This window comes from Candidatus Latescibacterota bacterium, from assembly GCA_019038625.1.
In the GTDB taxonomy this organism is placed as follows: Bacteria; Krumholzibacteriota; Krumholzibacteriia; order Krumholzibacteriales; family Krumholzibacteriaceae; genus JAGLYV01.
This window is the reverse complement of record JAHOYU010000129.1, coordinates 1-8,282: the sequence shown is the minus strand read 5'-3', so window position 1 is coordinate 8,282 and position 8,282 is coordinate 1. Positions and strand designations below refer to the sequence as shown.

General features: G+C 50.3%; 8 protein-coding genes. All 8 read left to right on the top strand.

The window, feature by feature from the left end; all coding sequences use genetic code 11:
• Positions 1-89: 89 nt before the first annotated feature.
• Complete coding sequence (locus KOO63_10170) at positions 90-953, top strand: RNA polymerase sigma factor RpoD/SigA (protein ID MBU8922169.1); 864 nt, start codon at positions 90-92, stop codon at positions 951-953.
• A 177-nt stretch (positions 954-1,130) separates the two neighbouring features.
• Entirely contained in the window at positions 1,131-2,048 is a 918-nt protein-coding gene (locus tag KOO63_10165) for a M23 family metallopeptidase (GenBank protein MBU8922168.1), read from the top strand.
• A gap of 110 nt (positions 2,049-2,158) precedes the next feature.
• The gene (locus tag KOO63_10160) at positions 2,159-3,493 is read left to right on the top strand and encodes an N-acetylmuramoyl-L-alanine amidase (protein ID MBU8922167.1); all 1,335 of its coding nucleotides are present in this window, start codon (positions 2,159-2,161) and stop codon (positions 3,491-3,493) included.
• Between the two features lie 32 nt (positions 3,494-3,525).
• Positions 3,526-4,539, top strand: a complete 1,014-nt coding sequence (locus KOO63_10155) for a hypothetical protein (GenBank protein ID MBU8922166.1) — start codon at positions 3,526-3,528, stop codon at positions 4,537-4,539.
• Complete coding sequence (locus KOO63_10150; protein ID MBU8922165.1) at positions 4,511-5,428, top strand: phosphate/phosphite/phosphonate ABC transporter substrate-binding protein; 918 nt, start codon at positions 4,511-4,513, stop codon at positions 5,426-5,428. Before KOO63_10155 ends, KOO63_10150 begins: the two co-directional genes overlap by 29 nt.
• A gap of 94 nt (positions 5,429-5,522) precedes the next feature.
• Positions 5,523-5,894, top strand: a complete 372-nt coding sequence (locus KOO63_10145; GenBank protein MBU8922164.1) for a VanZ family protein — start codon at positions 5,523-5,525, stop codon at positions 5,892-5,894.
• Between the two features lie 3 nt (positions 5,895-5,897).
• The gene (hisS, locus tag KOO63_10140) at positions 5,898-7,142 is read left to right on the top strand and encodes a histidine--tRNA ligase (protein MBU8922163.1); all 1,245 of its coding nucleotides are present in this window, start codon (positions 5,898-5,900) and stop codon (positions 7,140-7,142) included.
• 14 nt (positions 7,143-7,156) lie between these two features.
• On the top strand, positions 7,157-8,282 hold a 1,126-nt coding region (aspS, locus tag KOO63_10135; protein ID MBU8922162.1), incomplete at its 3' end, for an aspartate--tRNA ligase.

Genomic DNA, 8,282 nt, shown 5'->3' with positions numbered 1-8,282 from the left:
GAAGGTAACAGTGTGGAAGATAGTGGAGAGCGGCGGCTGCCTTTGCATAACTGCCTGATCTTTAGGGTCAGGCCTGGGGGATGAAAATAATGTATCCGGAAGGAAGAGACGGAGATTACTTGGGAGAGAAGAGTCTGGACCTTTATCTTAAAGAGATAAACAATACTTCTTTACTAACCAGAGAGCAGGAGCGGGATCTCGCTTGCAGAATAAGAAATGGCGAGGAGTCGGCTCTGCACAACCTGGTCAAAGCGAACCTGAGGTTCGTGGTTTCCATAGCAAAACAATACGTGAACCAGGGACTGTCCCTTGCGGATCTTATCAACGAAGGCAACATGGGATTGATCAAGGCTGCAAAGAGGTTTGATGAGAAACGCGGGTTCAAGTTCATATCCTATGCGGTATGGTGGATAAGGCAGGCCATGCTTCAAGCTCTGGCCGAGCAGTCGAGGATCGTCAGGCTGCCCCTTAACCGGGCGGGAACGCTGTACAGGATCGGAAAGGTATCGAGGCAGCTCGACCAGGAACTCGGCAGAGCTCCGGAAGTGGAAGAGATTGCCGCAAAGCTGAACTTGTCCAAGGAAGAAGTGAGAGATACCATGAAGATCGCGAATAGCCATCTTTCTCTCGATGCTTCTTTCAACAACGACCAGGAAGAGAACTCACTGGTCGATTATCTGGCTGACGACACGCAGGCTCCTCCCGATGAGATGACCTATGTCAACGCTCTGAGCGACGATATGCAGAAGGCTCTCGCCACTCTGACAGACAGGGAAAGGACTATTCTCAGTCTGTATTTCGGCCTTGAGGGGGAAGAACCACTTACACTCGAGGAGATAGGCAAGAAGATGAGCCTTACCCGCGAGAGGATTCGCCAGATCAAGGAAAAAGCCATCACAAGACTTCGTCACAGCACCCGAAGCAAGTATCTCAGGGGCTATGTGCAGGAGTAGATCTGATATTTAGAATGATTCAGAGCGGGGCTTGTCGGCCCCGCTCTTTTTTTATCTGTTTTGTGGAACACGCCTTGCAAGTATAACCGGTAAATTCTCCTTGACTTCATCATGTATTGAAATTAGTTTGATACGACAAAAATACAGGACTATTCAGCAGGACAGGGAAGATTCAGGATGGACAGGTATTTTACATTTCTATACGTTCGGAGAGGAAACGCCGGCGTAAAATCAATAAGAATACACCGTTACCTTGCTTTCGGCTCGGCGGCGTTTATCATTGCCCTTGTTTTATCCACTATAATCATGGCTACTCAATATTCCGGGGCGGTTGCGGAATCGGAGAAATTGATTCAGTTACAGTTAGAGAACGAAGGACTGATGGCCAGGCTGGAAAGGTTCGAGAGGGAAGTCGATAATCTGCAGGGAAATATGGCTGTAAACCTGGAACTACAGAACAGGGCTAGGCTTATGGCCAATCTCGATCCTATTTCAGCTGATGTCTGGCAGGTCGGGATCGGTGGTCCCGAGCCTGGCTTGATCGACAGGGAACTCAGTGCGACTGACAGGGTCTTTTCCGGCCTGAGGAAGGATATCGACCGGATAGTGCGGCAATCCGTCCTCCAGAAGGAAAGCTATAAAGAGCTCCTGGATATTCTTGAGAAGGAAGTCGAAATAAGAAACTGTACTCCGTCGATCAGACCGTTGAAGGGCGGGTTCCTCTCCTCCAACTACGGCAGAAGGATGGACCCCTTTACTGGCAGGATAACTTTCCACAAAGGCCTGGACTATTTTGCGAGGACAGGTACGCCTGTAATGGCAGCTGCTGATGGAATAATCACTATGGCAAAAAAGAACGGTTCGATGGGGTTGACTGTCGAGGTCAATCACGGGAACGGGTTCAAGACAAGGTATGCTCATCTCTCGAGGATCCTCGTTAAGAGAGGCCAGAAGATCAAGCGCGCTGAGACCCTTGGGCAGGTTGGAAATACGGGCCGTTCCACGGGCCCACATCTTCATTACGAAGTTCTCTTCCGCAAGGATCACAGAAATCCGCTCAATTACATCATCCCCGATGATGTGTATTATGACTGATAAGATATCTTCCTGCAAAAACTGGTTATTTTTCTTGTCATAATTCCGTGTTGAGAATAGACTTGTCCTGAAAAATTGTTCACTCGTTCAGTGTTTGAAAGGTGCGGTGCGTGAGACCGGATATCAAGGCAATCAGGATCCAGATCATTGTCTCCCTTGTGATGCTGGCGGCGGCCACCGCGACTCTTCACGCGGAGCCGGTTTCTTCACGCAGACAGGTAGACAGGATAAGGAGCTGGACCGCGCCCGACCATACAAGGGTCGTTCTGGACATGAGCAGCCAGTGTACCTACAAGACGAGAGTGCTGACAGATCCTCACAGAATCGTAATAGAGATACCTTCCGGACGAATCGCGTCAAAACTGGGAAAGATCGAAGTCGGAGACGGCGTAATCACCCGGATCAGGGTAAATCGCCTCAGATCGAGTGTCCAGGTGGTCCTCGACCTGCCGGCCCCGACCAGGTTCAAGCATTTTGCCCTCGATCCCAACAAGATTCATCCGCACAGGATCGTCCTCGACCTCGAACGAAAGATCTCCGCGATCGAGAAGGAGCAGGAGGTAGCGACAGCGAGAAATGTTGCCCGTAGCGGGGATTTCGTTGTCATTATAGATCCCGGGCATGGCGGCAGCAAGCCCGGTGTATGTGCCAGGGGTGGTGTGATGGAGAAAAACCTGGCCCTGACTCTTTCCAGGATGATAGCCAGTGAGATAGAATCTAACAAGGGGTTCAAAGCTGTCATGACGAGGGAAGGAGATTACGATGTCGGTCTGGGTCGCAGGGTCCAGATATCGAGGGACTATGGGGGGGACTGTTTTGTCAGCGTTCATCTCAACGGAAACAGGTCGTCAAGGATCAGGGGGTCGGAAGTCTATTTTCTGTCGCTCGAGGGAGCGCTGGACGAGAACGCCCAGACAGTAGCCGAACGGGAAAACATGATCCTAGAGATGGGCAACCAGGCCGAAGATACCGATGATCTGGCCAAATATATACTCGCCGATATGGGCCGCTACAAGGATCTGGAAAGAAGTCGTATACTTGCCGAGAAGATCTCTACGAATATCAGTGGCGGATACCCCATACGTTTCAGGGGGATCAAACAGGCAAACTTTGTCATCCTCAGGGGGATGCAGAAGCCATCTGTCCTTGTCGAAGTCGCGTATTTGTCGAACAAAAAGGATCTGTCACTTATAAAACAGAAAAAGGTGCAGAAGCAGATGGCGAAAGGTATTGCCGCTGGAATCGTGGAGTACCTGCTCGAGAACCCGCCCGCTGACAGTGGTGTGAAGCCGAGAAAGATGTTGACCCATACAGTCTCACGAGGCGAGACCCTCTGGGAGATCGCAAGGCAGTACGGCGTCAGTGTAAACAATATTATGGCCATGAATGGAATGAAAGATGGGTCGAGGATCAGGCCCGGTCAGAAACTGAAGATAGTAAGATAAAATCCTGCTTAAAGGCAGAATGAGGTTATGGATTGAAATTCGAGGATTTTTATAAAGTGCTTGTCAGAAACCCCGGGGCGAAGATCATTTCCCTGATCTTTGCAGTCTTTCTCTGGCTTCATGTCACGGCTCAGCAGGGGGAGAATCAGTCATTCAGGGTCCCGCTGATGCTTACGGGTATCCCTGACAGCCTGACGATAATCCACGACGTTCCCCAATCGATAGAGGTGACGGTCAGGGGGCCGAGGAGCAGTCTCCTCAAGCTGCGGTTGTTCGGCCGGTCGAAAGCGACTATCGATCTCTCGATGGCCAGGAAAGGAATAGTCAATATTCCTCTTTCTGCCGGTGTGCTTAATCTACCGGAGGATTTCGATCCGAGAAATGTGTCGATAGACAATCCCAAGACACTGGTACTTAATTTCGAGCGGGTGATCACGAAGTTGGTTCCCGTGAGAATCGCTTACAAGGGAAAGATTCCGGAGGATATTATTATTATGAACACTCCGGTTGTTATCCCGGCGAGGGTGAATATTCGTGGTGCATCGAGCATAGTATCGAGTATCAACTTCCTTACGACAGAGGAAGTAGACATACGCAACAGACGGGGGAAGATCACCGAGGAGACAGGCCTGATCATAGACGGACGAAGCATCTCGGTGATTCCGGAGAAAATATTGATCGAAATGGAGGTCAGGAAAAAAGCAACCAGGATTCTTGCTAATATTCCTCCGACCCTCCTTCAGGACGATAACGAGATGTTTGTCGATTATTTTCCAAAAGTCGTCTCACTGACGATAGAGGGGCCCGAGGATATAATCAGGGAAATCGTATCGGACGATATCTCGGTAATCCTCAATATTACTACGAGAGAACCGGGGACCTACAGATTGGAACCCGAGGTCATCGTGCCTCAGGGAGTGGAAAAGTATTATCTGGATGTAGAAGTGTTCGAGATCACTATCACTGAAGCCGCAGGAAGTCGGTCCGATGGATCAGGAAAGGATGAGGGGGCGGAAGATGAAGGACAGGGTCCCGAGAATAGATGAGGGGAGTTCCTACCATGACAGAAGGAGTTCCATCGCCGCTTTCGTCGTAATCATACTACTGGCTATTGCTGCTTTTTTCTTTGAACCCGATTATATGGGGCATGTTCCGGTCCGTGTGGGTGTGAGTGCTTTCGACTCGTCCCGCTGTTCGGCGGTACTGGATGAATTCGCATCCCTTGTAAGGGAGAGGGACGGAGGAAATGTCAGCTGGCATTACTTTTCCGGGGACAGCCAGCCAGAGGGTTGCGATTTTTATCTTCTCACTTCTCTTCAGTACATGGCTTTTTCCTCCGGCGGTGGTATGGAGCTTTCCCTTCTTGCTACGCACCGGGGGGGTAACTATTATTCCAGGGGAGTAGTACTGGTCCGTAAAGACTCTACTGAGGATGACCTGAAGACCGGGAAGTATATCTTTCCATTTCCGGGTGCAGCTTCCGGATATCTTTCTGCCGCGGGTGCCCTGCTGGAGAATGGTCTTTTAGACGGGGTTTTGCGTGATCGAGTATGTTTCGCCGGATGCAGACAGTGTGACGAAGAGGTCATATACGGAATCATATTCGGGGAATATGTCGGTGGAGGTCTGACCCTTGACAGCTACCGGAACCTGCTGGCGCGGGGAAAAGGCGGAGAAGGTGTTCTTGAGGTGAGATACACGGGGCGACAGGCTGTTGATCTTGTCCTTGCTACCGGAAACGGTGTTGACCAATGGAAAAAGAAGGGGTTTCTTTCAAGACTGCCAGTGATAACTGCTCGCGCAGATGGCCTTCTGGCCCACGATCTTCATCGGATCGGTATAGGCGGGTTTGTTGAATTTGCGGAACATTCGCACACTATCCCGGGAGATTTTCCCGATTCCCTGCTTAATGAGATTATTTATTATCTGCCTTGAAAGAAACTGCCTGGAACGGCTATATTACCACGATACGCGATAGCCCGATGGCAGTGAATGAAAGGATCGCCCTGTGGACTTGTGCAAGAGATGGTTGCCTTTATTGATCTGGGTGATCATGATTTTTTCTCTGTCATCAATCCCCGACGTCACTCCAGGAGATATGAAATTTCCCCAGGGGACGGACAAGGTAGTACATTTTTCGGAGTATGCGATTCTGGCCGTACTGTTTTTCAGGGGGCTGAATTATGGAAACAGAAGATTCAGATGGGCCCTTCTTTTCGCGACTATCGCGACGGGAGTAGGCCTCGGTGGCCTTGATGAACTTTATCAGAGTTATATTCCCGGGCGAGATTCGAGTTTTTTCGATTTTCTTGCCGATATTGCCGGGATAATGGCGGGGTCGCTGTTTACAATATTGAGGAATATGAAAAAGATAAAAAGAGATCGATCGGAAGAGGTTTAAAAGATGAGATTCAAGAAACCTAGAGGGACACAGGATTTCTATGGAGAGACTATGGCCCGGTGGGCCGGAATCGAATCCAGGCTGGCCGACCTCGCGAAGCGATATGGTTATAGTGAGATAAGGACTCCGATATTTGAGATGTCGGAATTATTTGTCCGGGCTGTTGGTGAGGGAAGCGATATAGTCTCAAAGGAAATGTATGCGTTTGAGGATAAGAAGGGGAGGGCCATGACCCTCAGACCCGAGAACACAGCCCCAGTGATGAGAGCCTTTCTGGAGAATGGACTCCACCGCAGTGGAGGGATAACCCGTTTCTTCTACATCGGGCCGATGTTCAGATATGACAGGCCCCAGGCTGGAAGGTATCGCCAGTTTCACCAGTTTGGTATCGAAGCTCTCGGAAGCTCGAATCCGGCTATCGATGCTGAAGTGATAGAGATAAGCCTGGAAGTGTACAGGCTGTTCGGATTCGAGGGGTTGGAAGTCTCGTTGAACACAGTCGGCTGTCCTGTCTGCAGGCCGGGATTCCGAAAGATCCTTGTCAGTGCGCTGGAAGGACTCAAGGGTGAACTCTGTGTTGATTGCAGCGAAAGGGCATTGACAAATCCCATGAGGATATTTGACTGCAAGGAATGTGTCGAAGTGAAAAAGAAGCTCCCTGTGATAACCGATCATCTTTGTGTGGAGTGTGAAGACCATTTCAAGCAACTGCAGAGGATTTTGACTGATATTGGAATCGATTTCGTCCTTGACCCTCTCCTGGTCAGGGGTTTGGATTACTATACGAGGACTGCTTTTGAGATCCTTCATCCGGAGTTGGGCGGACAGAACGCTTTATGTGGAGGAGGACGCTATGACGGGCTTGCCAGAGATTGCGGGGGAGGAGATGTTCCAGCAATCGGGTTTTCGTCCGGCATCGAAAGGCTTCTTGAGAATCTCCCGGAGAAGGCCCTGGATGAACTTTCACAGAAACCACCAGACGCGTTCTTCATAGTCGCCGACGAATCGGCGATCTCGAGGGTGATGGAACTGGCTGGCAGGCTGCGCCAGGAAGGTTTTCATGTAGTCTGCGAACTTTCAGGGCGGGCGATGAAGAAACAGATGAAGACCGCGTCTGAAGCCGGGGCCCGCTACTCGGTGTTCATAGGTCAGGATGAACTTGAAAAAGAAAAAGCGACGATAAAGAATATGGAAACAGGTGAGCAGATGGAAGTGTCGATGGACGGGCTCGCCGATATCCTAGGATGAAAGGTGACCAGATAGTGGATGGACCAAAAATCTATCATATGGGAAACGACTGGAAGCGTTCCCACAGATGTGGAGAACTTGGACCCGGCCTTGAGGGTGGAGAAGTGACTGTGGCCGGTTGGGTAAGGAAAGTGAGAGAATTCGGAGAACTTACTTTTCTCGATCTATGGGACAGGACTGGCCTTGTCCAGGCTGTAGTCGAAGCCGACACTCCTGAACTCCATGGATTGATCCGGTCTTTGAGAGCGGAGGATGTCATTGCCCTGAAGGGGAAGATAAGACTCAGGCCTGCTGATATGGTGAACCGCGACATGGCCACCGGTGAGATTGAGATCGAGGCTTCAGCGGTGGAAGTATTCAACAGAAGCAAGGTGCCTCCATTCAATGTCTCGGACAAGGGAAAGGCTAACGATGATCTCAGGCTCAGGTACAGGTATCTCGACCTGAGACGGGACTCTATGCAGCGTAAACTCCAATTGAGGCATGAACTCGTTCTCGCCGTCAGGGAGCATCTTTCCAAAAAGGGATTTCTTGAGATCGAGACTCCCATGCTGGTCCGGAGGACGCCTGAAGGAGCCCGCGATTACCTCGTTCCGTCAAGATTGCATGAAGGCAAGTTCTACGCTCTTCCCCAGAGTCCTCAACTATACAAACAGATATTGATGGTTTCTGGAGTTGACAGGTATTTTCAACTCGCCCGTTGCCTTAGAGACGAGGACCTGAGGGCGGACAGGCAGCCCGAGCACACTCAGATCGATATCGAGATGAGTTTCATATCGGAGGATGATATCTTTGCACTTGCCGAGATACTCGTAAGGGATGTCTTCTCGAAGACTATGGGGGTTGAACTCGAGATCCCCTTCGCGAGAATAGACTATGACGAAGCCATGGTGAGGTACGGTACGGATAAACCAGACCTGAGGTTCGACCTGGAAATATCGGATTGTAGCGACATGTTCAGGGAAAGTGAGTTCAATGCTTTCAGTTCCGTAATAGAGGATGGAGGAGTGGTCAGGGCTATTTCCTTCGAAAAAGGTGTAGATTTCTCCAACAGTCAGATCAAGAAACTTGAAAAATCCGTAAAGGAGACGGGGGCCAGAGGACTGGCATGGATCAAACTCGGGCGCGACAGTGTAGACT

What these genes read in the sequence shown, in the direction of transcription:
- KOO63_10150 (MBU8922165.1), top strand. Translation starts at nt 4,511, where the DNA reads ATGAAGGACAGGGTCCCGAGAATAGATGAGGGGAGTTCCTACCATGAC.
- KOO63_10165 (MBU8922168.1), top strand. Translation starts at nt 1,131, where the DNA reads ATGGACAGGTATTTTACATTTCTATACGTTCGGAGAGGAAACGCCGGC.
- hisS (MBU8922163.1), top strand. Translation starts at nt 5,898, where the DNA reads ATGAGATTCAAGAAACCTAGAGGGACACAGGATTTCTATGGAGAGACT.
- KOO63_10170 (MBU8922169.1), top strand. Translation starts at nt 90, where the DNA reads ATGTATCCGGAAGGAAGAGACGGAGATTACTTGGGAGAGAAGAGTCTG.